We start from the raw sequence: 24795 nt of genomic DNA, 5'->3' as shown, positions 1-24795 counted from the left end.
TACATGAATCATCCCGAAAAAGGGAAAAGCTGAACACTGGGAGGATAGTAGAGCCAGAGAAAGCTCAACGCCTCCCGGAGTCGATAGAGCGGAACGTCAAACTGACGATACCGTTCGCCCGTCCGAGGACACCACTGCTTGAGCAGATGTTCTCGGACGGTTGCGAAGAAGGGTTGGAGTAAGGAGAGGAGAAACGCAAAGGCCAGGGTCGCAATCATCAACAGTTTCAGACGCGCCTCCCAGCTCCAGGACCGTGGACTTTCAAAGCCCAACTCACTTTTGGTGTACCTCCACGTCATCTCGATCTGCCATCGTCGCGCATACCGATAGACAATCTGCCACATATCCTCTTCATTGCGGATCGCTTCGTTGGTGAGTACATACCACGGCAACTGTCCTTGGTTGTGTTGCAAGAAATGAGAAGAAACAAGATGAGCATGGTAGGCCTCTCCATGTTCAAGCTTAGGCAACAACTCCAAAAAGTCTGGCGACCAGTGCGGCCTGCCCTTTTACGTCTCCTTTTCCACCTTTTGTATTTGCCCTTTCCGCAGCATGTTCATCATCTCGTATCCTTGCAGCGTTCGCCAGGCCGTCTCGAACGAGAAAAAGCCCATTCCCGGTTTCGTCAAGCGTTTGATGAACCGATGGTCTTGCTCGATCAGATTGTTGAGGTATGTCACCTGTCGCAATTCCACGTGGTCAGGCAGGACTCCAGCGGCTTTCAGGTTGGCCACGGCCTTGGGATAGGCTGCATTCTTATCGACGTTGATCACTCGAAGAGTTAATATGGCGGGGTTGGCCGCAGCCGCGGGCTGGGACATCTGTTCCTCGACTGGATGAGCTTGAGAAGCTCCATCAGTGGAGAAATGCAGTGCTTTCAGGAAGAAACGTGTGGCCGCCTCGGTATTGCGCGTCGGACTCAAGAGAAACTCGAGGGTGTTCCCCTGGGAATCAACGGCCCGATAGAGGTAGAACCAAACTTTTTTGATTTTGATGTATGTCTCATCCACGCGTCCTCGAGTCATTGCAGGCTTTGAGATGCGGTCGGCAGCGCTTCTCCAGTTCGGGGGCATACTGCTGAACCCAACGATAGATCGTGGTGTGATCGACATGCAAACCCCGTTCGAGCAACATCTCCTCTAGGTCGCGGTAACTCAACGAATAGCGCAAGTACCAGCGTACGCACAAAAGAATGATCTTGGCTTCAAAATGACGCCATTTGAACGGGGTTTGCTCGATCATGATGAAGAACTCCTCTGCGATGCTCCAAATAAAGCAGAGTTTATCATTGTACCTTCATTCTTGCAACACAACCAGAAATGATAGGGAAAGTTTTGTGGCACGTCACCATGTCGTTGGACGGCTTTATCGCCGGGCCAGACGATGGGATGGACTGGGTAGCTCGATTTGCTGGTCCAAACCCAGTCGTAGACCAGGTCATCCGGACGACAGGTGCCGTGCTGAGTGGCAGACGGAGCTACGATGTGGGCCGGAAACCGGGACTACCACCAGTGGATCGGAAGGTCTTCGGAGGAGCCTGGATCGGACCTGTGTTCGTCCTGACGCATCACGCACCTGACGACGAAGAAGATGAGACGATCATGTTCCTCTCGGATGACATTCGATCCGCAGTTGCGACAGGCTTGCGAGCCACAGAGGGGAAGAATCTGCTGATCATCGGTGCCAGCCTTGCCCGTCAGTGTCTCGAGGCAGGGCTGATTGACGAGATCCTCGTGTATGTAGCGCCCATCTTGCTCGGTGATGGTGTCCGCTTCTTTGCCCGAAAGGCGGGCGAACAGGTTGCCTGAGAGACGATAGCCGTCTCACAAGCAGAGCAACTGACCACCCTTCGTTTCCGCGTGAGAAAGGCATGAACAGAAGCAACAGATGGGGGATGAACGCACCTCTCCGGCCAAGGGCACGCTCGCCAGAGAGAGACCAGTTCCAAAACCTGGCAGAGCAAAATGGCTCCGTACTTTCCCTATAAAATGGCCCTTGTAGCAAGACCATTATCATTCTATACTGTTGCCAGGCAAAGCACTTCGGAGCCACATGCAGGTACATATCCATGCAGAAGCTGCCCTTTCGCTCAAGACTTCTCAGCGCCTGCGGCGCGACACCTGGTCATGTGTCGGTCCTGCTGGAGAGATCAGCCTGGAAATGTTCTGGAAGCATGAGGAAGAACAAGGAGACGTGTGAGAGATGAAAGCTATTCACCTCTATAGTCAGAGCAGACCCGATCAATTTGTGTTCGAAGATGCACCGAAACCTCAGCCAGGAGTTGGAAGGGGTATTCAAACGGCGCTGAAACACTTCTATGGCGAAGCTGAAGATGCTCTGAAGCAGCGTCTAGCCCAGACGACTGTCGCAGATCTCTTAGAAGAAACATTGCAATACTGTTGAACAGGCACAAGAAACAGCAATGATGCCTCATCAACAGCGCCTCGTAACACAAACATAAGGATGAACTTCATGAATCTCACAAAGATTACCCAAACTGGTCACATGACGAAAGCGTTTGATCCGGATCGTCGTATTCCACAGGAAACGATAGATACATTGCTAGAGTTTTTGCGCTTCAGCCCTTCCTCTGTGAATGTACAGCCCTGGCATTTTTTCGTAGCCAGTACACAGGAAGGAAAAGAACGCATCGCGAAAGAAATGCGTCCAGAACAGGCCGTCAACGCCGTGAAGGTTGAGAATGCCTCTCATGTAATCGTTTTTTGTACACGCATGAGCCTGCCGACAGGGTACATGGATATTATGCTTGACAAAGAAGAGCGTGATGGTTGGTTCAAAAGTGCATCTGCTAAAAAACACTGGGGAGATAGTGCTAGCGATTGGGTCAGTCTGCACGAGTACGACTATAAAGACCTCCAACATTGGATGGAAAAACAGACATATATGGCGTTGGGAATGTTGCTCATTGCTGCAGCTGAGTTTGGCATTGATGTCAGTCCTCTTGAGGGATTCGACCCTCGCAGGCTCGACGCTGAACTGGGGCTACGCGAAAAAGGCTTTACATCCAGTGTCCTGCTCCCTCTTGGCTATCGCGACTTTGAGAAAGATCATGCTGTTCATACACCAAAATCCAGATTATCTAAAGAAGAGCTATTTACCTTTATTTAACCTGTAACGCTTATACTGTGGTGTTTATAAAGGTAAATATTAAAGAGGTGAGGTGCCGGCAACACTGACACATGCAGATACGGGCCAGCTCCGACCAATCACCGAGCGGGTCTTCCCGCTCTCAGAGGCATCCCAGGCGTTTGAGCAGGCCCGACAAGGGCACACGCGCGGAAAAATCATTTTGCGCGTAGAGGATGAGGAAAGGAGGAGATGACCATGATGCTTGTGACAGGCACATGACAGGCACAACGAGTGCTGTACGGATGACCTGCATGACAGCCAGCAACATGATCTGCTTTATCGTCCTGGCTCCCCCGCGGGTCAAGGAGGAGGCATCCAAGGTGCTTCCCGATTGAGCCACCACCGGCGCCCAACCAACGTATGCATTGAGGGCCCAAGCCAGGGGGAAGTGGTGGATCGAGCCGATAGCCGCTCTGATCGTCACCGCCGTGATTGGCCCAAAGCCTGGAAACGACAGCAGAATCTGCCCTTCGCGCGTCTGTTCAACCATCGCGATGATGTCGCTCTCCAATTGGTCAATATGCTCGCGCAAGAGTCGAAGCGCTTTGATCAATTGGCCTTGTTCCAGAACCAGCCCGCGTTGGCGAATCAGGTCTTTCACGCCGATCCGCTCAGCGGCCAGACGCTGCAATGCCAGCAGCTTGAGATCCGAGAGGGAACGGGCCCCGCCTCGAATCGGTTGCAACACGGTGAGGCTGGCAGTGGCCAGCGCGTGCGTTGATAGTACTCCAATGCCCAAGGTTTGGAGCGTGTGGATTGCCCAGCAAACGGCTGCGGAGCATGGCGCAATGGTTTGATGCAGGCAGAGCGGCAATGTGCGTTGGCATACGTGCCACGCTGATGGCCGACATCATCGATAACCACAGTGTCGTGCTTTTCGTCAGCCCAGTCGATGCCTGCGTACCACCTGGGCAGGTTCCTCCTCGCGCAACAAACGTTCCGGTCGCCTTTCGGATCCGACAGTTCCTATGCGCAAGCATACCCTGGCGCAAGCCCTCTCGACAGAAGGGCTTGAAAGGAGTTTCACGGAGAAGGAGGTTCCGCGTCTTCTCACATTTCTCAATGCTGTTTCGAGATATCAGAGCAGGGAAGCATCTTCCTTCCAGGGATGGGACCACATGAAAGGGAGAACTACTGCATGATGTTCAATCCACAAAGCAGCGTCTCAAGCATGCTCACATCGCGTGAAACGCTCCTCAGCGCGCTTGAGACGCTTCCTGATGCGTTGATTGTCGTCGATGACGCCACAACGATTGTGTATGCCAATGCGAGCGCGCAGACCATGCTCGGCACCACACAAGAGGCGCTTGTTGGAAACAGCTTCTGGTGCCTCGCTCCTCACCTGGTGAGCACAACGCTCTACCAGGCGGTGCTCAAGGCCAGACAGACGCGGAAACTGACCGACGTGGAATATCGTTCCCCGGTGACCCAGACCTGGTTCCATGCACAGATCTCGCCCACCGGAGTGGGCCTCGCGGTCTTTTTCCAGGAAAACACGGAACCAACGCAGTGCCAGGACGCCCTTCGCCAAAGTGAACAGCGGTATCGGGATCTCCTGGAGCACAGTGCTGAGCGGGTCGCGATGTTGACACCGGAGGGACTGATCCTGGAGATCAGTCAGCGTCCCTTGACGGACGCGCAGGTCCAGCTCGAGGAGGTGATTGGCAAACCGCTCACCGCTGTTTCCTGGTGGTCGTCTGTCCCGCATGCCCAAAGGCAATTAGGTGCGGCGATCGAACAGGCCAGACAGGGAGTGACGGTACGCTTTGAAGCCCGCATATACCCACACCCAGGAAGGTATCTCGACCTTGCCGTGACGCTGACGCCCCAATGTGCGGCGAATCAGCAGGTCGAGTATCTGATCTGTACGGGATTCGATATTACCCAGTACAAGCGCGTGGAAGAGGAACTTCGTACTGTGCTCGATACCGTGCCCCAATTTGTCTGGATCAGGCGGCCTGATGGTTCCATCGCCTACTGTAATCGACGCTCGCACGACTATGCCCATATGATGTCCGAGCAATGCACAGAGGATGAATGGCTCCAGCAACTGCCTCCCGCTGACCGGCAGTGCATCCAGGGTATGTGGCACACAGCCCCCCGAACGGATATCACGCATGATGAAGCGGTCTCACTTCAGTTTGTACATCCTGAGGATCGAGAGCGGGTCCTGGCTCTTCAGCGCCAGGCATTAGAGACAGGGGAACCCTATGAGTTTGAATATCGCCTCAGGGAGAGACAGCCGGGCACCTATCGCTGGTTTTTATCACGGGGTGTGCCTCTGCGGAACGAGGAGAGGCAGGTCGTCCAATGGTTTGGTACCTGCACCGATATTCAGAGGCAGAAACAAACCGAGGATGCCTTGCGCCAGAGCCAGGAACGCGTGAACCATCTCATGAATTCCAGCGTGATCGGGATCTTTTTCGCCGAAGACGACGTGGTGGTGGAAGGGAACAACACCTTCCTGAGGATGACGGGCTATAACCGAGACGAGCTGTGCCGGCGGTGTATCAACTGGGGCAGTTTCACCCTGCCAACCTCGAAGCCCTCGCTGTTCCAGCAAGTGCACCAGGAACTGGTCGTGCAGCAAGATACCACGCCCTTTGAAGCCGAACTCGTGTGTAAGGATGGTAGCCGCCTGGACGTGCTAATGGGAGGAGTGGCCTTTCATGGTGAGGTGCTCCAGGGCATCGGCTTTCTGCTGGACAACTCAGCCCGCAAGGAGCTGGAGCAGCGCAAAGATCACTTTCTAGGGATGGTCAGCCATGAACTCAAGACGCCGCTCACGTCCTTGAAGCTGCAAACGCAACTATTACGAAAGCAACTGGGAAAGCAAGGCATCTACAACGCGGATACCGTTCTTTCCCGGATGGAGGCACAACTCAACATGGTTACCCGATTGGTCGGAGAGTTGCTCGACCTCTCCAAAATTCAGGCTGGCACCCTGGAGTATGCCCAAGAAACGGTGAATCTGGACGACGTGCTCCAGGAGGTCGTTGATATCGTGCAACAGATGCAGACGACCCATACCATCGTCGTGCATCGTGCCGCGTCCCCCCCTCTTCTGGTCGGGGATAAGGACCGGCTCGAGCAAATGTTGCTGAACCTGATCAGCAACGCGATCAAATATTCCCCAGGAGCCAACACGATAGAGGTGGATATCAAGGTATCCGAAGAGGCCGTGACGCTCAGCGTGCATGATCAGGGTATCGGCATTCCACAAGAGCAGCGCGAGAAAATCTTTGAGCGCTTCTATCGGGCGGTTGCTCCACATCAGCGCGCCTTTCCAGGCCTCGGAATGGGCTTGTATATTGTCGCGGAGATTGTGAAATACCATGGAGGATCCATCACGATGGAGAGCGAAATGGGAAAAGGATCGACGTTTCAGGTGACGCTTCCCCTGAAAAGAACATAAGGAGCGCATATGTCTATGTTCCAACGACAGGCATGGAGTGATGTTCTTGCTGTCAAGCGTATTCTCATTGTCGAAGATGATCCCATCCTTGGCAATCTCCTGCTGGAAGTGCTCCAGGAGGAGGCAATCTATCAAGGGCATCTTGCCCCGAGCGGCGAGATGGCGCTGAATATGCTGCAAACGATCACGCCTGATTTGTTTCTCCTCGATTATCATCTCCCTGGGATGAATGGGCTGGAACTCGCCGACCAGTTGCAGCGTAGAGAAGGAGGTGAGCAAACACCCATCCTCCTGATGAGTGCCGATTTGCCACAAGAAAGCGGCGCCTTGGATCATCTCAGAACGCTCCGGAAACCCTTTGATCTGGAGACACTGCTGCAATTGATCGCAAATCTTCTTGCATGAGAAGGGTATTGTCAACTTAAAAATTTTCGTTGATGAGCTTTCACTACTTCGATGCCACATCAACCAGAATTCTCGAGCAACTCAGGCAAGAAAAAGGGCGCAATCTCCACTTTGAGGCCTGTTTCTCTTCTATAAGCTCTACAATTTCAATGAAGTTGACAATACCCATCATTGTAATAGATTTCTTGAGGTTAGAGCAGAGATGCGCCTTCGTTCTCAGGGATGGGGGTACGTGAAAGGGAGAGCTACCGCACGATGTCGAATACCAAACAGACCCGGCATGTCACTCCTACCTCGAGTGACACGCTCCTTTCTCTGCTTGAGGCGCTTCCAGGTGCCCTGTTTGTCGTCGATGACGCCGCCACGATTGTCTATGCCAATGCGAGCGCGCAGGCCATCCTAGGCACCACACGAGAGGATGTAGTGGGCAAGCCCTTGTGGCGCGGCGCTTCCCAACTGGTGAGCACCGCACTCTATCAGGCCGTCCAGCAGACCAGACAGACCCAGGCACCAACGGAAGTGGAGTATGTGTCTCCCGTGACGGGGACCTGGCTGCACGTGCAGCTCGCTCCCACGATTGGGGGGCTGATGGTGCAGGTCCACCAGGGCAGAGCCGCAGCCCGACGAGAGGCGCCGGTTCCCCAGGGCGAGTGTCTCTCCATCGAGGACCTGGATGGCTTGTTTAGCAGGATCGGCGTGCTGACCCCCGAGGGGATCGTCCTCGAGATCAATGAGATCCCCCTGGCGCAGGCGCGCGTCCGACGCGAGGAGGTCATTGGCCACCCGCTCGCCGAAGCCCGGTGGTGGTCCTGTGCTCCGACCAGTCAAGCGCAGTTGCGCGCCGCCATCACGCGAGCCAGCAGGGGAGAAACCGTGCGTTTCGAGACGGTGGTTCACCCCAGGGAAGGGATGGACCTTCACCTTGAGGCAACGATCACCCCCCGCAGGGACGTGGACCACCACGTCGCGTACCTCGTCTATGTCGGGACCGACATCACTGAGCGCAAGCGCGCCGAAGCGGAAATCCATGCCCTTATCGATGCTATCCCCCAGCTGGTCTGGACCACGCAACCGGACGGCTCTCAGGACTCGTGTAATCAACGCTGGCGCGACTATACCGGCCTGAACACCGAAGAGGCCCAGGGGGAGGGATGGATGCAGTGTCTCCATCCTGAGGACCGGCCACGCGTCCGCTCCGTGTGGCAGCGCGCCGTCCAGACCGGCGGGGTGTATGAAACGGAACTGCGCCTGCGCCAGGGCACGACTGGGGAGTATCGCTGGTTCTTAGCCCGCGCCATGCCGGTACGTGATGAAAGAGGCCAGATCATCAAATGGTTTGGCACCAACACCGACATTGAGGAGCAGAAACGGGCGGAGCAGAGAATCAAAGAAAGCGAGGAGAACTGGCGAGTGCTGGCCGAAACGGTGCCGCAGCTCGTGTGGATGGCACGCCCAGATGGAGCTTTAGAGTACTGGAATCAACGGTGGTATGCCTATAGCGGTTCCTCCCCTGAACAAGCATTGGGCTCTGGATGGAGCCAGTTTTTACACCCTGACGATTATGAGCACACCCTGACGATCTGGCATCATGCACTCGCAGTGGGAGAACCCTATGAGATTGAATATCGTCTCAAGGAGGGCCAAACGGGCGCGTATCGCTGGTTCTTAGCTCGCGGCATGCCGATGCGCGATGCAGGCGGTCACATCGTCAAGTGGTTTGGCACCTGCACCGACATTCACGACAAAAAGCAAGTCGAGGACGAAATCCGTGTCCTGGTTGATGCCATCCCCCAATTCGTCTGGATGCTGCGCCCCGATGGCTCGTGTGAATACACGAACCAACGCTGGTGTGACTATACCAATATGACTTCTGAACAAGCTCAAGGGGATGGTTGGCTCCAGGCCATCCACCCCGATGACCAACAACGTGTCCTGGAGGTGTGGCAGAGCGCCGTCCAGGCAGGCAGGCCCTATGAAGCGGAACTGCGCCTGTGCAATGGAACCACCGGGGAGTATCGTTGGTCCCTTGCCAGAGGAGGGCCGTTCAAAGATGCGCAGGGCACGATCCTGAAATGGTTTGGCACCAACACTGACATTGACGAGCAGAAACAGGCTGAACAGAGAATCAAAGCCAGTGAGGAGAACTGGCGCGTGCTGGCTGAAACGGTGCCACAGTTGGTGTGGACAGCACGGCCAGATGGTCGTCTTGAGTACGCCAATCAACGCGCTTGCGACTACCTTGGGGCTTCCCCTGAATCCATACTGGGCGATGAATGGAGCCAGTTTTTACACCCTGACGATGCTCAGCGCACCCTGACGATCTGGCATCATGCGCTCGCAGTGGGTGAACCCTATGAGATCGAAAATCGCCTCAAGGAGGGCCAAACGGGCGCGTATCGCTGGTTCTTAACTCGTGGGGTGCCGGTGCGCGATGAAGCAGGCCAGATCGTCAAGTGGTTCGGCACCAGCACGGATATCGACGATCAGAAGCGCATCGAAGAAGCCTTGCGCCAAAGTCAGGAACGCGTAAGCGCTTTGATGAACTCCCCGATTATCGGGATCAATATCGAAGAAGGCGGGCAGATTGTAGATGCCAATGATACCTTTCTGCACATGACCGGCTATACCCGCGAGGATCTGTATGCGGGGAACATCAACTGGGTGCATATGACCCCTCCAGAACATCTTCGTCTTCAGCAATCTCGCCAAGAAATGGCCGATCACCAATATATAGCGCCTTATGAGAAAGAGTATGTATGTAAAGATGGAAGTCGCCTTCCGGTAATTGTTGGACGCATCGCATTGCCGTCTAATCCCTCTCAGGGGATCGCCTTCGTGCTGGATAATTCGGCCCGCAAAGAACTCGATCAACGCAAGGATGATTTCATCAATATGGCAAGCCACGAACTGAGGAATCCACTCACGGCCTTGAAGATGCAAATCCAACTGGCGCGCAGACGGCAGCAAAAACAATCACATGACGAGGTGGTCACAGCGCTTTCCACCCTGGAGGGACCCATCAAGCAACTCGAACGCCTGATCGGAGAGTTGCTTGATGTCTCCAAGATCCAGGCGGGCAAGCTGGAGTATCGGCAGGGGCAAGTGGATCTTAACGAACTCCTCCGGGAGATCACCGACACCGTGCAATACAGCTATCCAGACCATAGCATTGTGGTACGTGCGCCAGTGAGGGCCTGCATGATCGGGGATCGAGACCGCCTGGGACAGGTCTTCACCAACCTGATCAGCAACGCCATCAAATACTCTCCTCAGGCAGAGACGGTCGAAGTGGAGATGGACACCACTGAAGATGTGGTCACAGTTCGGGTGCGCGATCATGGCCTCGGTATTCCGCGGGAACAGTGCGAGAAAATCTTTGAACGCTTTTATCGGGTCGCCAATCCCAGGCAGAAAGGGATTGCCGGCCTGGGCATGGGGCTCTACATCGTAGCCAGGATCGTCAAGCATCATAAGGGAACCATCACGGTGGAGAGCGAGGTTGGAAAAGGCTCCACTTTTACAGTCACCCTTCCCAATATGAGATGCGCTTGAACCACTTACATGAATCATCCCGAAAAAGGGAAAAGCTGAACACTGGGAGGATAGTAGAGCCAGAGAAAGCTCAACGCCTCCCGGAGTCGATAGAGCGGAACGTCAAACTGACGATACCGTTCGCCCGTCCGAGGACACCACTGCTTGAGCAGATGTTCTCGGACGGTTGCGAAGAAGGGTTGGAGTAAGGAGAGGAGAAACGCAAAGGCCAGGGTTGTGTTGCAAGAAATGAGAAGAAACAAGATGAGCATGGTAGGCCTCTCCATGTTCAAGCTTAGGCAACAACTCCAAAAAGTCTGGCGACCAGTGCGGCCTGCCCTTTTACGTCTCCTTTATCCACCCTTTGTATTTGCCCTTTCCTCAGCATGTTCATCATCTCGTATCCTTGCAGCGTTCGCCAGGCCGTCTCGAACGAGAAAAAGCCCATTCCCGGTTTCGTCAAGCGTTTGATGAACCGATGGTCTTGCTCGATCAGATTGTTGAGGTATGTCACCTGTCGCAATTCCACGTGGTCAGGCAGGACTCCAGCGGCTTTCAGGTTGGCCACGGCCTTGGGATAGGCTGCATTCTTATCGACGTTGATCACTCGAAGAGTTAATATGGCGGGGTTGGCCGCAGCCGCGGGCTGGGACATCTGTTCCTCGACTGGATGAGCTTGAGAAGCTCCATCAGTGGAGAAATGCAGTGCTTTCAGGAAGAAACGTGTGGCCGCCTCGGTATTGCGCGTCGGACTCAAGAGAAACTCGAGGGTGTTCCCCTGGGAATCAACGGCCCGATAGAGGTAGAACCAAACTTTTTTGATTTTGATGTATGTCTCATCCACGCGTCCTCGAGTCATTGCAGGCTTTGAGATGCGGTCGGCAGCGCTTCTCCAGTTCGGGGGCATACTGCTGAACCCAACGATAGATCGTGGTGTGATCGACATGCAAACCCCGTTCGAGCAACATCTCCTCTAGGTCGCGGTAACTCAACGAATAGCGCAAGTACCAGCGTACGCACAAAAGAATGATCTTGGCTTCAAAATGACGCCATTTGAACGGGGTTTGCTCGATCATGATGAAGAACTCCTCTGCGATGCTCCAAATAAAGCAGAGTTTATTGCTCTGTCAAGGATGGTTTGCAACAGGAGAGTTTTTCTGTTATCCTGGAAACTCCATTCTCTTTTTCTAGGAGAGACAGATGAGAGAGCGTCCACACAAGTATGAAGTCGCGTTGAGTGAAGAACAGCGGTTCCTTTTACAGCAATTGCTGGCTGGCGGCAAAGCTCCTGTGAGACAACAAGCGCATGCTCGTATTCTTTTGAAAATCGATCGCAATGCTTCTGGTCCCCGTTGGACCGATGAGCAAGTGGCGGAGGCCTTCGAGATGAGCCGCTACACCGTAATCCGTATTCGCGAGCGCTTCGTCAATCATGGCCTGGACGATGCCCTCAACCACCGTCTTCACACGCAAAGGCGAGCGCAAGCCCTGGATGGGGAGCAAGAAGCCCATCTCATTGCGCTCTCCTGCAGTCCCTGCCCGACTGGACAAGCCCGTTGGAGCTTGCGTTTGCTGGCCAATCGGCTCGTGGAATTGGGCTATGTCGAGCAGGTGAGCCACGAAACTGTGCGCAAAACGCTCAAAAAAATGAACTCAAGCCCTGGCTAAAACAATGCTGGTGTATTCCTCCCGAAGCCAGCGCCGCCTTTGTCTGGCGCATGGAAGATGTGCTGGAAGTCTACACGCGTCCCTATGATCCTCGTTTTCCCCAGGTGTGCATGGATGAAAGCGCCAAACAACTCCTGCAGGACAAACGCGAGCCCCTGCCGATGCAACCGGGGCAACCAGAACGCGTTGATTACACCTTTGAAGCTGCCGGCATGCGCAAAATCTTCCTGGCGTGTGAACCGCTGGCTGGCAAACGCTTTGTCAACGTGACAGAGCGTCGGACGAGCGAGGACTGGGCCCAGTTCATCCGTGAACTGGTAGATGTTGAGTATCCCGATGCCGAGAAGATCGTGCTCGTGATGGATAATCTGAGTACCCACACGCCCTCTGCTTTGTATCAGACCTTTCCTCCGACTGAGGCACGTCGCATCCTCCGCACGTTGGAAATCCATGATACTCCTGTGCATGGAAGTTGGCTCAACATGGCTGAGATTGAGCTCTCCGCCCTGGCGCGCCAGTGTCTCTCTCGTCGCATTGGAACCCAGGAGGAACTGGAGCGTGAGGTTCATGCCTGGCAACAGAACCGCAATGAGGAGGCCATCACGGTCAATTGGCGTTTTACCACCGCTGATGCCCGTATCAAGCTCAAACGGCTTTACCCATCCCTTGAGAAAAAGAAGTCACCCTCTCCAACAGGCAATGTTGCAAAGCATGATTGACAGAGCACTACAGTGGGGAGAAAAGAGCGAGAGAGGTCTCCATCATGAGCAACCAGAACCAGAATCCCTTCAAGTGGCGTCATTTCCAGGCTGACATCATTCTCCTGTGTGTGCGCTGGTATCTGCGCTATTCGCTCAGCTATCGGGATCTCGAAGAAATGATGGCTGAGCGCGGCCTGAACGTTGATCATACCACGATCTATCGCTGGATCCAGCACTATGCTCCTGAGCTTGAACGGCGGTGCCGCCTCCATGTGAAGTTCACAACGGATTCTTGGCGTGTTGATGAGACGTACATCAAAGTGAAAAAAGAGTGGGTCTACCTCTATCGAGCGGTCGATTCACAGGGAAATACACTCGACTTTTGGCTGAGCTCGATCAGAGATGGAAATGCGGCTAAGCACTTCTTTTTGAAAACCCTCTCTGCCTTTCATACAACAGAACCGCGAGTGATCAATGTCGATAAAAATGCAGCCTATCCCAAAGCGTTCAATGACCTCAAAACAGTCGGAAAGATCCCCGAGAGCTGCGAGTTGCGACAGGTGAAGTATCTCAATAATCTCATTGAACAAGACCACCGGTGTATCAAACGGTTAACCAAACCGGGGATGGGCTTCTTCTCTTTCGAGACGGCGTGGCGAACCATACAGGGGTTTGAGGTGATGAACATGCTGAGAAAAGGGCAACTGCAAGGCGTGGCAAAAGGGGATGTGGGAGGGCAGGTTGCCCTGGTTGCCAAGCTGTTTGGAGTGGCAGCCTAAGAACTTTGATAGGGTCCACTCACGCTCCATTTCTTTTCCCTCTTATTTTTTGCAACACTACCTTCTATAGTGCCCAAGAGGGCTTCGAGCGTGTCTATCACCTGTTGGTACGGCAGCTTTGATGAGACGACCACATGCTCAACAGAAATACGTACTGTACGACTCATCAGATTTCTTCCTTTCCAATGTCTGCAGCAGGTCTCCCCGTGAGAACCTGTTTACAGGACGCACATGGCTTCCGGATCGGATCATAATTGTCAAAAAGACCATAAACTGAACTGCCAGGCCTGGTTGAGGCATCTTGCCCTTTTCCTCAAAACGTGTGTCGATACCCGAGCACAACCACTCCTTCGCCGGACTGAAAGTCGGTTTCGGGAGTGCGCACAAAGCCTAGACGCTCATACATGCGTATTGCGGTCTGCATGACTTCCGCAGTGTGCAGCCCGATGGCCTGTGCTCCCGCCTCCTGAGCATGTCGTTCGCGCTCCTTCATGAGAGCGGTTCCAATACCTTGTCCACGCATCTGTGGAAGAACCGCGAGAAAACGGACCTCCGGGTAGGAGGCGCAGATGAGCGCATTCGCATAGGGATTCGTTGCCGGTGGGAAGAGCATAACACTGCCGACGATCGATCCATTTTGCTCAGCGACAAGACGCTCGCCGTTTCCTTCCCCATCCACGGTAGCAATGAGATTGCGTTGATAGTATGTCGGATGCGTCAGAACTGAGAACAAGACCTCAAGCCGAGATCCCTCCTTTTGTGGTAAACTGATGATCACGCACGTATTTTTTGTAGGAGTGCCTCATGAACTGTCCATCTTGTCTATCCACAGTGATCAGGGAACAGAGAAAGAAAACAGTACTCGGCTACCGAACCTTCCGCTGTTCAACCTGCCAACGCATCTTTCATGAACGAACTGGCACTCCTTTTCATTACTGAGAATACCCGACAGAGATTGTTCTTCTTGTTGTCCTCTGGCGTCTGCGCTATAAGCTGAGTCTACGTGACCTCGCTGAGATATTTCTCGAACGCGGTTTTGTGTTTACCTATGAGGCGGTTCGGGACTGGGAAGCTCGTTTTGCACCGTTGTTGGCGGATCAACTCCGTGCTAGAAGACGCGGACAAGCGCAAACCTCCTGGTACGTCGATGAAACCTACGTCAAAGTCCACGGGAAGTGGTGTTCCCTCTATCGGGCCATCGACCGGGATGGCAATCTCGTTGATTCTCTGCTGAGCGAGAAACGGGATATGGATGCAGCTCAACGGTTTTTCAAGCAGGCGGTTGAGACAGTTGGTTCTGTGCCAGAACGCCTAACGACCGACGGGCATAACTCCTATCCACGAGCGATCCATGAGATGCTCGGCTATGAGGTTCTCCATCGCTGTAACCCGTACCTGAACAACCGCTTGGAACAAGACCATCGTGGGATCAAGCAGCGCTATTATCCCATGCGCGGATTTGGAAACTTCACGTCGGCATCACGCTTCTGCAGGGCGTTCGACGAGGTACGCCAGTTCTTCCGGTTTCGTACCACGATGAAGCAATACATTTCTCTTGCCGACCAACGCCGTCTGTTCTGCCATCGATTGGATACCTTGAAAGCCATGTTCCTGGTAGCCTAAACGGAGTGTTGGATGGAGCCAAACATGATGTGATCTTCTGTGTTCTCAATTCTGACACATCCGTCCAATGTGACAGGGGAGGGCCTCTTGAACTCTCATATGGTCCTTACGTGTCATTTTGACGACCTGATACAACGTGCTATAGAAGTAGTAACTTTGAACATCTAGGGCTGTGTTTTTCTTCTTATTAGGATCAGGAGTTGCGCTAGAGTAGCTTCATCACTGGCGATCTCTGCATCTTGAGCAGAGAGACACGCTAGAATTGATCACTTCTACCGCACGTTGTACCCTCTCGTCAAAAAGTCACGTAAGGCCAATTGCCATATCGCAGGCCGGCAGGAAATTACTGATTTCGGCGGCGCCTGCGTGGCGATCAGCACAGGTGAAAGCAAAACAGTTGCTCGGCGAGGAAGGCGTGGCTGCCATAGTCAGCGTGGCCGACAGCATCCCGCTCGACGAACTCGTGGAGTAAGCGGCCCATAGTGTTGTGTATGCAACATACAGCGTAGCGAATTCCGTCACGTCAACCTGAAAGGAACATACAGTGAGCACCATCGTTAAAGCTGCCGCCGTGCAGATCAGCCCCGTGCTGTACAGCCGGCAGGGTACCGTCGAGAAGGTCGTGAAGAAGATCCGTGAGCTGGGCAAACAGGGCGTCCAGTTCGCGACCTTCCCCGAAACCGTCGTTCCCTACTACCCCTATTTCTCCTTCGTGCAGTCAGCGTTCGACATGAGGATTGGGAAGGAGCATCAGCGTCTGCTCGAAGAGTCGGTCACGGTCCCGTCTGCCGAGACCCATGCGATCGGCGAGGCCGCGAAGGAGGCGAACATGGTCGTCTCGATCGGCGTCAATGAGCGCGACGGCCGCTCGATCTACAATACGCAGCTTCTCTTCGACGCGGACGGTACGCTGATCCAGCGCCGCCGCAAGATTACGCCAACCTATCATGAGCGTATGATCTGGGGCCAGGGCGATGGCACGGGCCTGCGCGCCGTCGATAGCGCCGTTGGGCGTATCGGACAGCTCGCCTGCTGGGAGCACTACCTGCCGCTCGCGCGTTACGCGCTCATTGCCGATGGCGAGCAGATCCACTCGGCGATGCATCCCGGATCGATCTTCGGCCCGCTGTTCGCGGAGCAGACGGAAGTGAACATCCGCCAGCACGCCCTCGAATCCGCTGCTTTGTCGTCAACGCGACGGCGTGGCTCGATGCCGATCAGCAGGCCCAGATCATGAAGGATACGGGGTGTACTATCGAGCCGATTTCCGGCGGCTGCTTCACCGCCATTGTGAACCCGGAAGGCCAGATCATCGGCGAGCCTCTCAAAGCTGGTGAAGGCGAAGTGATTGCAGATCTTGACTTCGCTCAGATCGACTTCCGCAAGAGAATCATGGACGCGCGCGGTCACTACAGCCGCCCCGAACTGCTCAGCCTGCTGATCGATCGGACGCCCGCGTCGCACGTCCATGAGCGCACCGAGCACCCGAAGGCTGAGGCCTTGCGCACGGCTGTCGAGGAGGAGAGGACCGTCGAGGTCCTGTAATCCCGCCGTTCGTCCAGCCGGCCACCTGCCGCGCCGGATCCAGCATGGTCGGGGATAAATCAGGCACACGGCAGACGTCGAGGATCCATCAAGAGGTGTCCTGTCCGGTGACGATCAGACCCGAGAACACGCCGAACTCCGAACGCCTCCCAACCTATCTGAACGCAACTACAAAGTAAGGAGTATGACAATGAAATCTACACATGACAGCCCGATCCTTGTGACCGGAGCGGCCGGCGATGTCGGTGCTATCGGCCGCAACCTCACCGCATTGCTGCTCGCCAAGGGGCAGAAGGTACGCGCCTTGGTCCGGCGAGAGGATGAGCGCGCCAAAGCGTTGTGCCAGCTCGGTACCGTGAGGCTGTGCAGCGTCTCGTGATCCTGGATATTCCCCTCGAAGGCTTTGGGCGCGAAGATTTTGCCGCCAAACGCAACATCTGGCACTTCGGCTTTTTCCAGGCTCCTGGTGGCCTGACGGAATCTCTTGCCGAGGGACGTGAGCGTATCCTGCTTCAGTGGTTCTTCTCTCGTGCTCCGGCTGCATTCACTCAAGAGGAGATCGATGAGTACGTTCGTTGTTATTCTGGCCGAGACGCCTTACGGGCCGGATTTAGCTATTATCGCGAGTTCTCAATCAATGCACAGCTCTTTAAAGAGTACAGCAAAGAAAAGTTACGCATCCCGGTCTTAGCGCTGGGAGGCGAATACAGCGGAGCTGGCTGGCCTTTCTATAGTCTCGCTCAGCTCGCTGAACACGTCTCCGGCGGCATCATCCCACAGTACGGCCACTATAGCGCTGAGGAACAACCAGAAGAACTGCTACGACGACTCAACACATTTTTCTCTGAACAAGAGGAGTAGGTCGCCAAAAGGAGACGCAGTAGGTCCTTACGTGTCATTTTGACGACCTGATACAACGTGCTAACAAGTGAAATTGTTCCCATGTTCCTCTCCCTTGAGGAAAGCGAACACTGAGGCAGAGTGTCATGTGCTTTGATTAATGGCTCGTCCCACGGGATGCACAACGAGTTTGCTCTGTGAAGTCGAACGGGCGTGAGCGCGTCCTTCATGGCTTTCACATGTGCCTCAGGCAGCAGAGCCGTTCCTCACTCCACGGCCTATGAGGCTGTTGATAGCGCTTTCATAACGCTTCTTCCTTACATTAGGAGCAGGGAGGGCGAGGTGCATGAACTGGGCTTTGGTGTGAGGAACGGCACTCACACCGCTTGATCTCGCCCCGTCTCAGCAACAAGAGAGAGCAGTGAACGGGCCTGTGAAGACACTTCAGCCTAAGGGGCAGCTCGTTGCACATCCCGTGGGATGTGCAACGTCTTTGCAGAGGAGAGGAGAAAGCGATGACACAAACAGATTTCTCGAAAAGGACGCCGGAGAAAGTCTTTACTCACCACACACAGGCCTTGGGGGCCGAAGATCTCGATGCCACTATGATGGATTACGCTGCCGCCGCTACCTTCATCAGCCCGTCTGGTGTTCTCCGTGGCAAGGACGCGATACGTCAGTTCTTCGCCGATCTTCTCCAGGAGCTTCCCAAGGCACCGTGGGGCGTCAAAACGATGTACGCGGACAACGTGCTCTTTCTTGAGTGGACCGCCGACTCCGCGCGGGCAAGCGTCTCTGATGGAGTAGAAACCTTCCTCTTTGAGAATGGCTTGATCACTCTTCAGACAGTACACAATGCCATCGTTCCAAAGGCGTAATGCCAGGGAGTGAGCGGTGGCAACGCCAAGACATGACTGCCGGTCATGTCATTTTGAGAAGAAAGGAAACATACCGATGGCGCAAACAATACTTGTCACTGGCAGTAGCAGTGGCTTTGGTCGTCTGATCGTTGAAACCCTAGCACGCCAGGGATACACCGTTTTTGCGGGCATGCGTGCTGTGGCGGGGAAAAATGCCCCTACGGCAGAAGAACTACGCGCTCTGGCGCAACGAGAACAGCTGGCAATGCATATCATCGAAATCGATATCACTGACGACGCTTCCGTGGAGCAGGCAATCGCATCTCTTGTAGGGATCACGGGTCGTCTTGACGTGGTGGTCAACAATGCCGGAACATCGTATAGTGGTCCACTGGAAGCATTCACCCTGGAACAAGCCCAGCAGCAATTCGATACCAATGTTTTTAGCGTGTTGCGGGTGAACCGGGCAGCTCTGCCACACATGCGCAGGCTCGGCAGTGGGTTGCTGCTGCAAATTGGGTCCATTGGCGGGCGTCTGGCCTTGCCTTTTCTGGGCCTCTATGGAGCGACAAAGTTTGCCCTGGAGGCACTCACCGAGTCGTATCGCTATGAACTGGCACCCTTTGGCATCGACGCCGCCATTATTGAGCCTGGAACCTACCCGACCCCAATTGCGGCGAAACATCAGAGCGCGGCAGATACCGGACGGACTGCCCTTTATCAGGCTGCTATGGATGCGTTTACGACGGCGTTTTACGCAGAGAACCGATCCGCCACGCCTCCCGATCCCCAGGAGGTGGCCGACGCGGTGGCCAGAGTCATCGCCCAACCAGCGGGGGAGCGGCCATTGCACACCGTTGTTGCGCCGGTTGCCCAACGGCAGGCTCCCCAGGCGATAAACGAGGCCGTCACACAGGCGACCCGATCCTTTTTCGAGGCGCTCGATCTCCCCCTGACGACCCTCACACCAAAGGGAGAGAAACAGAAGTTGAAGAAGTGAGCCACACGCTCCTTTTTGTGTAAATTTGCGAATGCACGTGGGCGGATTCTGACCAAATCTTTCCAATTAAATAGGCGGTAGAACGGGCAAAAGACGTACAAAATTTTTGCTCTCCCATCGAAGCGTAGTGAAGAGATCTCTCGTGTCGCGCCGATTCAGGTTGATTGCTTGCTTTCCCATTTAATTATCAAAATTCTTAACAATCCGCCCACGCGCATTCGCAAATTTACAGGCAACGCTGCTCCAATCGGTTGCTGAACTGCTCGTCTCAGGAGCAAAGGCTGATCCTGGCGCAGAAAAAGCGTTCTCCCACAACCCTGGTGCTCAAAGGAAGTGAAAAAGATGGGGTTTCGCAAACAGATCACGATTAAACACACGGTCCTCGCCTCGAACCAGCCGGCAGCAGTACGTCTGTGTATGAGCATATGGATTTTGTGCGTGCCCTGAGCTTGATTTCAGTCACACCGAGGGAGTGCCGGTCATCGGCTATAGCTGTGCTCTGAACGATATGGAGAAGCACATAGAATCAGTATGGAGGAACATGATGAGTTCAAAACGCTTTTTGATTACAGGAGCAACAGGAGCAACCGGCGGGAAAACGATCGAATTGCTTCTTGAACGAGGCCATCAAGTAAGGGCATTCGTTCATAAGTACGACGAACGAAGTGCACAATTAGAAAAACAAGGCGTCGAGATCGCCGTGGGAGATTTGCTCGATTTCACCACGATTCGGCCCGCGCTCGAAGGCGTCTGGGGAGCCTACTTCGTGTATCCAATTGCTCCCGGCCTCATCGAGGCAACCGCCTACTTCGCACAAGCCGCGAAAGAGGCAGCCGTGCCAGCCATCGTGAATATGTCGCAAATCCAAGCAAGACGCGAGGCGAAGAGTCACGCGGCGTTCAATCACTGGATGGCAGAACGAGTGTTTGATTGGTCTGGCCTTGCTGTCACCCATCTGCGACCGACGTTTTTTGCCGAATGGTTTCTCTACTATGCGCAAAATATCAAAGACGGTCTTGTGCAATTGCCGTTTGGCGAAAGCAAGCACGCTCCCATCGCAGCGGAGGATCAAGCATGTCTCATCGCAAGCATTTTAGAGCATCCATCAGCGCATACAGGGAAAACCTACCGCCTGTTTGGTCCCAAAGAGTACACCTACGCCGAAGCATTCGAGAAGATTTCGCAGATCTTGGGATATAAAATCAAATACGAAAAAATATCACTTGAAGAGTATCACGAGCAATTGGTGAAGAGGGGCCGGCCCTTCTTTGCACAGCATATCATTGAAGCTGCGAAAGACCATGCAGCAGGCATGTTCTCTGGCACAGATGAAGTGATCGAGCACATTACGGGCCAACCGCCAATGGACCTTGAGGCATATATCAGAAAACATCGAGAGGCAATTGAATGAGTCGTCTGCATGACCATTGAACGCGTGTCTCACCTCTGTTGACGAGAACAGAGGTGAGACACGCTGGGATCAGCATCGAGAAGCATGTGGACGCAAGATGCCTCTCCGGTTTTCTTTCGTTCCACCCAGCGGACCAATGATTCCATGATTGTGTAAATCATTTTGCTTGGTGGCTCATACACAACTTTGATACCGGTGGCGAAGTCAAAACGGAGCAACTGGACCTCATCTAGTAGCATGGAGGTGATGAATGCGTTGTTGCGTACCCAATGAGGAGGTCATCTATGTCACTCAAAGTGCTACCCATTCCTCCGGTTCCTGAAGAAACCGCCCGTGTCGTACGTGCCATCTTTCCCCGTGGTAATGTCCTGATGCAGTTGCGCGACACGGTGGGAACGATGTATGTTGATGAAGCATTTGCTGACCTGTTTCCCACGCATGGTCAGCCTGCCGAGGCCCCATGGCGTTTGGCGTTCATCACGGTGCTGCAATTCATGGAGCATCTCACGGATCGGCAAGCTGCAGACGCGGTACGAAGCCGGTTGGATTGGAAGTATACCCTCAGCCTGGACCTCACCGATCCTGGCTTTCATCATACGGTGCTCTCCGAATTTCGCTCACGCCTCGTTCAAGGCAATGCGGAAGAGCGTTTGTTAGATCTGCTCTTAGAGCGGTGCCGGGAAGGTGGATGGCTCAAAGCTCGCGGGCGGCAACGCACCGATTCCACCCATATCCTGGCGAAGATCCGCGCACTCAACCGCGTGCTGTGCGTGGCGCAGACCATGGTCTATGCGTTAAACGTCCTGGCGGAGGTGGCCCCGGCGTGGGTACGCGCTTACGTGCCTGCCGAGTGGGTGGAACGCTATGGGGAGAGGCTGGAACATGAACGCTTGCCCCAAGGTGAGGACGAACGCACACAGTATGCCAATCAGGTGGGAGCCGATGGGTGGACGCTTCTGCAAGCAGTAGATGCAGCTAGCACCGCAGACTGGATGAAAACGCTGCCCGCCGTCACTACGCTGCGTATCATCTGGGAGCAGCAATTTGAGCCAAGAGAGCAAGGCGGGCAATAGCGCGTTGAGCCTGCTCTGCCAGCAGCTCAACTGATCAACTCCCCCTATGAGCTCGATGCCCGCTACGGCAAGAAAAGGAGCACGTTGTGGGTGGGCTACAAGGCGCATTTCAGTGAGACCTGCGACGAAGAGGCACCGCAACTGATTACCCACGTGGAAACCACTCGTGCTGGCATCAATGACGAACAAGTCCTTCCTGCAATCCAGGCCGGTCTCGCAGACAAACACCTCCTCCCTGATCAACACCTGGTGGATGCAGGCTATGTCGATGCAGCCAATCTCCTACAAAGTCAGCACCAATATGGAGTGGACCTCCTTGGTCCGGTTCGTCACAATTATTGGTGGCAAGCCGATACCGAGTATGATGTCACGCACTTCTGCATTGATTGGCAAGCACGAACTGTGACCTGCCCTCACGGTCAGATCAGCTCAAGCTGGACACCTGCTCAGGATGGTAAAGGCCACCCTGTCATCAAAATCAAGTTTTCCCAGACCGATTGTAAGGTCTGTCCCGGTCGCACCTCCTGCACCGGGCAAACACGGCGTACCTTGACGTTGCAGCCTCCGGAGAGGATGCAGGCCTTGCTTGCTGCACGCAACCGTGAGAGCACAGATGCATTCAAGGAGAGCTATCGCCATCGGGCAGGGATTGAAGGAACCCACTCTCAAGGAACGCGCACGATGGGTTTGCGGCGTTCGCGCTATTTTGGCCTTCCCAAAACACATCTTAGTCATGTCGCCATCGCTACCGCAATCAATATTGTTCACCTGATGAGTTGGCTCCGGGGAGAAGCGCCTGCTCAGACGCGGACTTCTCCCTTTAAGAAGGTGATGCAGTCAGCTGCATAGGATGGGGGTTTCGACTTCGCCACCGGTATCAACTTTGGTGATAGGCTCATCAATAATGGCCAGGCAGCTGTTTTTCTGAGCGTTAGGAAGATGCAGTCCTCTTCCCATAAACTCATCCTTCACCAAGGTTATGTATGAGCCATTTTTAAAGGCAAATGACATCAAAAATACACTTAAAAGCCTTATTGAACATTTTCTGTCAACAAAATACCACAAAATCAGTAAAAAAGAGAAGGAAGAGCGCATCCGATCTCTATGATCGGATGCTGACTCTTCCATTTCGATTGGCCTTTTCACTGATCAAGCTATCTTAGAAATCTTTCAATCAGAAATCTTTCAAGCGATACATCACTCCCCAGACAGCCAGGATGCCCAGACTGATGAAAAGGACAAGGCTGAACAAACTGTATACGTTCAGCGTAATTTGGGTAGCCTGGAGAGTTGCGCTGTAGTGACCATCGTTGGCTTGCCGCAAGTGATCGACTGCGGTGGTAAAATTGCCAAAGGCAGTATTGGAGTCACCAGTACTTAACTTCTCCGCTTGTAACAAATGCGTGGAGCTGGCTATGCCATCAGTAACCTGGGCAGTACTACGAATCGAGCCATCAATACCATAATATTTTGCCCACCAATTATGCATGTCCTGCAGAGGTTGGTCTTCCTCGGGCCAGGTACGATTAGCCTGGGCACGATCAATCAGGGTTTGTACCTGCTGAGTGCTGGTCTGCCAATCAGCTTGCCAACGCGCAACCCCGGCTTGATCATGAAAGGTCAGAGCGACTAACCAGCGCGACTCATCAGCATTGGCATTGGTCGCATAACGATTAAGCTGGGCAGCATAGTAGATGCTATCATAGTCATCCTGTACGATTTGCCCATAAGCTCCATGGCGACCAGCGAAGTTCAGGAAATTACTCACCACGGTCAGGCTAAACACGATCCCTATCACCAGAGCCAGCGAGAGGCCCATATTGATGATGCGATGGGTTATCCGTGCCATACGCCAGGTGGTAAAGGCCAGCAAGGCACAGAACGCCAGGCAGAGCAGAATTGCCAGTACCACATCGCCTGTAAGAGAGCCACTGACATTACTGTAGGCATCATCGAGATGTTGCTTGTTGATCGCATTTAAACAATCGACATTGGTTTCGATGCCCGCAAAGACCCATTCATTTGGAGATAGACTGCGCGAGCCAATCCTACAATTGGGCAAGCTCGACTCATCCAACGCATAGGTTCCATTTGCATTGTGTTGCGGTACGCGCTGAATTCTGCTATGCAGGACATCCCCGGCGGCCTGATAAGCTGCATAGGCTCTGACCAGGTGTTCATCCTGTGGATCTGTCATGCTCTTCGCTAAACTAAATTCATGCTGCATAATCGCAACATTCGAGCTATATTCTTCAGCTCCGGCAATGATACGCTCAATGGCGGTTTGCTCACCGGAATAGGTGACATTGTGCGCGGCCAGATAGATCTGCTGATTCATCAAGATGAGTTCAGCATTGATATCTTTGGCGTCGCAATCATGTACAGTCAGGGTGCCGCCGTCAATCGTGGTGTTGCCTGTACCTACAACCGAACAGGGACCTGTCTCTTTCAACGAGGCCGTTGCCAGGTAGTCGGCGGATTTCGCATCGATATCTCCAATATATTGTGCAATCGCCTGTGCCGCATTGACACTGGGGATACTCCCGCTGACGATGGTGTTAAGGTCGTCGTTGGCCCGGCGAAATTGTTGCGCAATCAAGAGCGATAGGATCAAGGCCACCAGCATACAGCCAGCAGCCAGCAACACAAATTGTCCTTTGAGGGTTTGATAGGCTTGCCGCCCCAACTTCCGCCACATACCATCTAGCTGAGGCGATGATTGTGACCTGGCTGCAATGGTCTGAGCAGGACTGCTAGAGACCACCTGTTTCCCTATCTGTTTAGCCATACGAAC

22 protein-coding genes and 6 pseudogenes are annotated in these 24795 nt (G+C 54.0%); 19 read left to right on the top strand and 9 right to left on the bottom strand.

The features are described from left to right. Positions 1-8: 8 nt before the first annotated feature. Together JMI88_RS27425 and JMI88_RS27420 are read right to left on the bottom strand one after the other, a co-directional pair. Positions 9-470, bottom strand: a complete 462-nt coding sequence (locus JMI88_RS27425; RefSeq protein ID WP_236023101.1) for a hypothetical protein — start codon at positions 468-470, stop codon at positions 9-11. Next, a pseudogene (locus JMI88_RS27420) lies at positions 463-1242 on the bottom strand (IS6 family transposase). The gene JMI88_RS27425 and the pseudogene JMI88_RS27420 overlap by 8 nt, the downstream one beginning before the upstream one ends. 92 nt (positions 1243-1334) lie before the next feature. Between JMI88_RS27420 and JMI88_RS27415 the strand changes: the two are divergent. The 5 genes and pseudogenes from JMI88_RS27415 to JMI88_RS40910 form a co-directional block, all read left to right on the top strand. Next, positions 1335-1808 (top strand): dihydrofolate reductase family protein, encoded by a 474-nt coding sequence (locus tag JMI88_RS27415; RefSeq protein ID WP_201365146.1) that lies wholly within the window; start codon positions 1335-1337, stop codon positions 1806-1808. Between the two features lie 244 nt (positions 1809-2052). Next, on the top strand, positions 2053-2199 hold the full coding sequence (locus JMI88_RS27410; RefSeq protein ID WP_201365145.1) for a hypothetical protein: 147 nt from the start codon (positions 2053-2055) through the stop codon (positions 2197-2199). Positions 2200-2202: 3 nt separating this feature from the next. Beyond that, the gene (locus JMI88_RS27405) at positions 2203-2403 is read left to right on the top strand and encodes a helix-turn-helix domain-containing protein (protein WP_201365144.1); all 201 of its coding nucleotides are present in this window, start codon (positions 2203-2205) and stop codon (positions 2401-2403) included. A gap of 69 nt (positions 2404-2472) precedes the next feature. Then, positions 2473-3129: an oxygen-insensitive NAD(P)H nitroreductase gene (gene nfsB / locus JMI88_RS27400; protein ID WP_201365143.1), complete on the top strand. Its 657-nt coding sequence runs from the start codon at positions 2473-2475 to the stop codon at positions 3127-3129. 52 nt (positions 3130-3181) lie between these two features. After that, positions 3182-3262, top strand: a pseudogene (locus JMI88_RS40910) (hypothetical protein); the annotation flags it as partial. Here JMI88_RS40910 and JMI88_RS40905 read toward each other — a convergent pair. Beyond that, positions 3251-3640 (bottom strand): transposase, encoded by a 390-nt coding sequence (locus JMI88_RS40905; protein ID WP_373323985.1) that lies wholly within the window; start codon positions 3638-3640, stop codon positions 3251-3253. The pseudogene JMI88_RS40910 and the gene JMI88_RS40905 overlap by 12 nt on opposite strands. 648 nt (positions 3641-4288) lie before the next feature. On the opposite strand from JMI88_RS40905, the gene JMI88_RS27390 reads away from it, so the two are divergent. The 3 genes from JMI88_RS27390 (at position 4289) to JMI88_RS27380 (ending at position 10522) form a co-directional block, all read left to right on the top strand. After that, a complete protein-coding gene (locus JMI88_RS27390) occupies positions 4289-6565 on the top strand; it encodes a PAS domain S-box protein (RefSeq protein ID WP_201365142.1) in 2277 nt (758 codons plus the stop codon). Positions 6566-6574: 9 nt separating this feature from the next. Then, entirely contained in the window at positions 6575-6970 is a 396-nt protein-coding gene (locus tag JMI88_RS27385; RefSeq protein WP_201365141.1) for a response regulator, read from the top strand. A 255-nt stretch (positions 6971-7225) separates the two neighbouring features. Continuing rightward, entirely contained in the window at positions 7226-10522 is a 3297-nt protein-coding gene (locus tag JMI88_RS27380; protein WP_201365140.1) for a PAS domain-containing sensor histidine kinase, read from the top strand. 14 nt (positions 10523-10536) lie between these two features. Here the strand turns inward: JMI88_RS27380 and JMI88_RS27375 are convergent, their stop codons facing one another. Beyond that, the gene (locus tag JMI88_RS27375) at positions 10537-10773 is read right to left on the bottom strand and encodes an HAD family hydrolase (RefSeq protein WP_201365139.1); all 237 of its coding nucleotides are present in this window, start codon (positions 10771-10773) and stop codon (positions 10537-10539) included. A gap of 23 nt (positions 10774-10796) precedes the next feature. Next, positions 10797-11577 (bottom strand): annotated as a pseudogene (locus JMI88_RS27370) (IS6 family transposase). Positions 11578-11701: 124 nt separating this feature from the next. Here JMI88_RS27370 and JMI88_RS27365 point away from each other — a divergent pair. After that, positions 11702-12888 (top strand): IS630 family transposase gene (locus JMI88_RS27365; protein ID WP_201365138.1). Its coding sequence is split into 2 segments (ribosomal slippage): positions 11702-12143 and positions 12143-12888, totalling 1188 coding nucleotides; the frame shifts between segments, so codons are not numbered across the junction. Positions 12889-12932: 44 nt separating this feature from the next. After that, a complete protein-coding gene (locus JMI88_RS27360; RefSeq protein ID WP_201365137.1) occupies positions 12933-13649 on the top strand; it encodes an IS6 family transposase in 717 nt (238 codons plus the stop codon). On the opposite strand, the gene JMI88_RS27355 is transcribed toward JMI88_RS27360, so the two are convergent. Continuing rightward, entirely contained in the window at positions 13646-13816 is a 171-nt protein-coding gene (locus JMI88_RS27355; protein ID WP_201365136.1) for a hypothetical protein, read from the bottom strand. The genes JMI88_RS27360 and JMI88_RS27355 overlap by 4 nt on opposite strands. A 146-nt stretch (positions 13817-13962) precedes the next feature. Beyond that, entirely contained in the window at positions 13963-14427 is a 465-nt protein-coding gene (locus JMI88_RS27350) for a GNAT family N-acetyltransferase (RefSeq protein WP_201365135.1), read from the bottom strand. 26 nt (positions 14428-14453) lie between these two features. Here JMI88_RS27350 and JMI88_RS27345 point away from each other — a divergent pair. From JMI88_RS27345 to JMI88_RS41175, 9 genes and pseudogenes are all read left to right on the top strand, one after another. Beyond that, positions 14454-15272, top strand: a pseudogene (locus JMI88_RS27345) (IS6 family transposase). A 544-nt stretch (positions 15273-15816) separates the two neighbouring features. Further along, positions 15817-16817, top strand: a pseudogene (locus JMI88_RS27340) (nitrilase-related carbon-nitrogen hydrolase). A 184-nt stretch (positions 16818-17001) separates the two neighbouring features. Continuing rightward, positions 17002-17169: pseudogene (locus tag JMI88_RS27330) on the top strand (hydroxylase); the annotation flags it as partial. Then, on the top strand, positions 17157-17678 hold the full coding sequence (locus JMI88_RS27325) for an alpha/beta fold hydrolase (protein WP_201365131.1): 522 nt from the start codon (positions 17157-17159) through the stop codon (positions 17676-17678). The pseudogene JMI88_RS27330 and the gene JMI88_RS27325, both read left to right, overlap by 13 nt. A 494-nt stretch (positions 17679-18172) precedes the next feature. Beyond that, on the top strand, positions 18173-18535 hold the full coding sequence (locus tag JMI88_RS27320; RefSeq protein ID WP_201365130.1) for a nuclear transport factor 2 family protein: 363 nt from the start codon (positions 18173-18175) through the stop codon (positions 18533-18535). Between the two features lie 76 nt (positions 18536-18611). Then, the gene (locus JMI88_RS27315) at positions 18612-19517 is read left to right on the top strand and encodes an SDR family oxidoreductase (protein WP_201365129.1); all 906 of its coding nucleotides are present in this window, start codon (positions 18612-18614) and stop codon (positions 19515-19517) included. A gap of 541 nt (positions 19518-20058) precedes the next feature. Beyond that, positions 20059-20928 (top strand): NmrA family NAD(P)-binding protein, encoded by an 870-nt coding sequence (locus tag JMI88_RS27310; protein ID WP_236023086.1) that lies wholly within the window; start codon positions 20059-20061, stop codon positions 20926-20928. 284 nt (positions 20929-21212) lie between these two features. Then, positions 21213-22001, top strand: coding sequence for a transposase (locus JMI88_RS41180; protein WP_444542386.1), 789 nt, complete (start codon positions 21213-21215; stop codon positions 21999-22001). A gap of 15 nt (positions 22002-22016) precedes the next feature. After that, the gene (locus JMI88_RS41175) at positions 22017-22850 is read left to right on the top strand and encodes a transposase (protein ID WP_444542387.1); all 834 of its coding nucleotides are present in this window, start codon (positions 22017-22019) and stop codon (positions 22848-22850) included. Here JMI88_RS41175 and JMI88_RS27300 read toward each other — a convergent pair. Next, positions 22839-23129 carry a hypothetical protein gene (locus JMI88_RS27300; RefSeq protein WP_201365128.1) on the bottom strand — a complete coding sequence of 97 codons (291 nt, stop codon included), beginning with the start codon at positions 23127-23129 and terminating at the stop codon, positions 22839-22841. The two genes, JMI88_RS41175 and JMI88_RS27300, sit on opposite strands and share 12 nt — an antisense overlap. Positions 23130-23175: 46 nt before the next feature. Continuing rightward, positions 23176-24789 (bottom strand): tetratricopeptide repeat protein, encoded by a 1614-nt coding sequence (locus tag JMI88_RS27295; protein WP_201365127.1) that lies wholly within the window; start codon positions 24787-24789, stop codon positions 23176-23178. Between the last annotated feature and the right edge of the window lie 6 nt (positions 24790-24795).

This window comes from Dictyobacter formicarum (genome assembly GCF_016587435.1).
This window is presented reverse-complemented; position numbering and strand designations above follow the sequence as displayed.

Bases quoted from the DNA above. Each gene is read 5' to 3' on its own strand.
- JMI88_RS27390 (WP_201365142.1), top strand. From the start codon at position 4,289: ATGATGTTCAATCCACAAAGCAGCGTCTCAAGCATGCTCACATCGCGT.
- JMI88_RS27360 (WP_201365137.1), top strand. From the start codon at position 12,933: ATGAGCAACCAGAACCAGAATCCCTTCAAGTGGCGTCATTTCCAGGCT.
- JMI88_RS27410 (WP_201365145.1), top strand. From the start codon at position 2,053: ATGCAGGTACATATCCATGCAGAAGCTGCCCTTTCGCTCAAGACTTCT.
- JMI88_RS27375 (WP_201365139.1), bottom strand. From the start codon at position 10,773: ATGCTCATCTTGTTTCTTCTCATTTCTTGCAACACAACCCTGGCCTTT.
- JMI88_RS27320 (WP_201365130.1), top strand. From the start codon at position 18,173: ATGACACAAACAGATTTCTCGAAAAGGACGCCGGAGAAAGTCTTTACT.
- JMI88_RS27380 (WP_201365140.1), top strand. From the start codon at position 7,226: ATGTCGAATACCAAACAGACCCGGCATGTCACTCCTACCTCGAGTGAC.
- nfsB (WP_201365143.1), top strand. From the start codon at position 2,473: ATGAATCTCACAAAGATTACCCAAACTGGTCACATGACGAAAGCGTTT.
- JMI88_RS40905 (WP_373323985.1), bottom strand. From the start codon at position 3,640: ATGGTTGAACAGACGCGCGAAGGGCAGATTCTGCTGTCGTTTCCAGGC.
- JMI88_RS27355 (WP_201365136.1), bottom strand. From the start codon at position 13,816: ATGAGTCGTACAGTACGTATTTCTGTTGAGCATGTGGTCGTCTCATCA.
- JMI88_RS27385 (WP_201365141.1), top strand. From the start codon at position 6,575: ATGTCTATGTTCCAACGACAGGCATGGAGTGATGTTCTTGCTGTCAAG.
- JMI88_RS27405 (WP_201365144.1), top strand. From the start codon at position 2,203: ATGAAAGCTATTCACCTCTATAGTCAGAGCAGACCCGATCAATTTGTG.
- JMI88_RS27310 (WP_236023086.1), top strand. From the start codon at position 20,059: ATGATGAGTTCAAAACGCTTTTTGATTACAGGAGCAACAGGAGCAACC.
- JMI88_RS27300 (WP_201365128.1), bottom strand. From the start codon at position 23,129: ATGGAAGAGTCAGCATCCGATCATAGAGATCGGATGCGCTCTTCCTTC.
- JMI88_RS27315 (WP_201365129.1), top strand. From the start codon at position 18,612: ATGGCGCAAACAATACTTGTCACTGGCAGTAGCAGTGGCTTTGGTCGT.
- JMI88_RS27295 (WP_201365127.1), bottom strand. From the start codon at position 24,789: ATGGCTAAACAGATAGGGAAACAGGTGGTCTCTAGCAGTCCTGCTCAG.
- JMI88_RS41180 (WP_444542386.1), top strand. From the start codon at position 21,213: ATGTCACTCAAAGTGCTACCCATTCCTCCGGTTCCTGAAGAAACCGCC.